This is a genomic window from Alkalitalea saponilacus (assembly GCF_900168165.1).
In the GTDB taxonomy this organism is placed as follows: Bacteria; Bacteroidota; Bacteroidia; order Bacteroidales; family Marinilabiliaceae; genus Natronoflexus; species Natronoflexus saponilacus.
Window position 1 is genome coordinate 1 of sequence record NZ_FUYV01000090.1, and the last position, 1,184, is coordinate 1,184.

Here is a 1,184-nt window from a genome sequence, read left to right on the forward strand (position 1 = left end):
AACGTACCTGTGTATGACCAGTGGCTTTTTTGCGGGCTGCGTCCTTGTCCGCCGTTACAAAAATTCAGGCGGGGTAGGAGGGTGACTATTAAGCTGAACCAAAGCCATTGGTTATACACACCGTTGTGCCGTCGTGCTTTTTATTATTTGCTGAATATAATTTCAAATCGCTTTTCTTAGTTTAATCAATTGTCGAAAAATTAAAATTGTAAGTCCTAGAAAACCAAGAAATCCAAAAGAAGATGCAATCATCTTCCATAAGATACCGGTATCAACTGAATTAAATAGAATAATCATTGATAGAATACAAATGGGTAAATTTATCCAAAATGCGATTTGAGTTTTTCTGAGCTGCTCTTTCATATTCATAGTCTTTGTATTTATGGCATGTAACCTATTAAATTTCAATCTTTATATATGCAAAACATTTAAATTCGTTTTCGTGCTTTTGGTCAATTCGATTCATATTACAAAGAAATTCCTCGTTTGGGTCATCATTATGTACACAAGTTAAACACAAAGATGGTTTTTTAATCAGTTCGCTGTTTATTTCATATCCATCGTCATCGAAGAATCCATGAATCTCGCTTGGGTTCATTTTATCAATGTGTCTTTGACCTTTTCTGTTTTCTTGTTTTTTTATTGCTGAATCAATTTCATAATCATCAGTTGGTTCACTTTCCCCCGTGATACAAGTAAAACAACTATTTCCAACCGCAGCAGAACCAATCACCCAGATGTCATTTCCACATGAACACTTAATTCCATTTTTATAATCTTTCAATGCACTTTTAAGTCTTTTCTCCAAATCATTTTTGTTTTCGGATGGATTACTTTTTAAGTGTAGTTCCACATATTTTTCTATCGATATTTTCTTAAATCCCATAATCTCTATTTTGCTTGAACAAACTGAGAACGAGCTTTTCCATCATTTTTTATTCCTTTCAGTCTACAATACTCCGTTAATTCATCCAATTCTACAACAATATCAACAACATCGAATCCCTGATTGGTCAAATCTCGTTTTGTTTTTTCAAAATCTTTATGCCAATCATACCATGTGTCATGCATACTTTCACGGTCAGCAATTATCTTGAAGAATCGTTTCCAATCCTTTTTCCTGTAATATGCTAATTTAATTCCTATCATAATGTTTTTATCTCTGACGGTATGCGGCACAACGT

The 1,184-nt window shown here is 33.6% G+C and carries 2 protein-coding genes; both read right to left on the bottom strand.

Annotated features, from left to right (window positions below):
* Positions 1 to 397 precede the first annotated feature (397 nt).
* Positions 398 to 886 carry a hypothetical protein gene (locus B5X70_RS18205; RefSeq protein WP_198314186.1) on the bottom strand — a complete coding sequence of 163 codons (489 nt, stop codon included), beginning with the start codon at positions 884 to 886 and terminating at the stop codon, positions 398 to 400.
* A 5-nt stretch (positions 887 to 891) separates the two neighbouring features.
* Positions 892 to 1,184: hypothetical protein (locus tag B5X70_RS17775; protein WP_079559244.1), on the bottom strand; the 293-nt coding region annotated here is incomplete at its 5' end.

Coding starts and splice junctions, on each gene's coding strand:
- B5X70_RS18205 (WP_198314186.1), bottom strand. CDS start 886: ATGGGATTTAAGAAAATATCGATAGAAAAATATGTGGAACTACACTTA.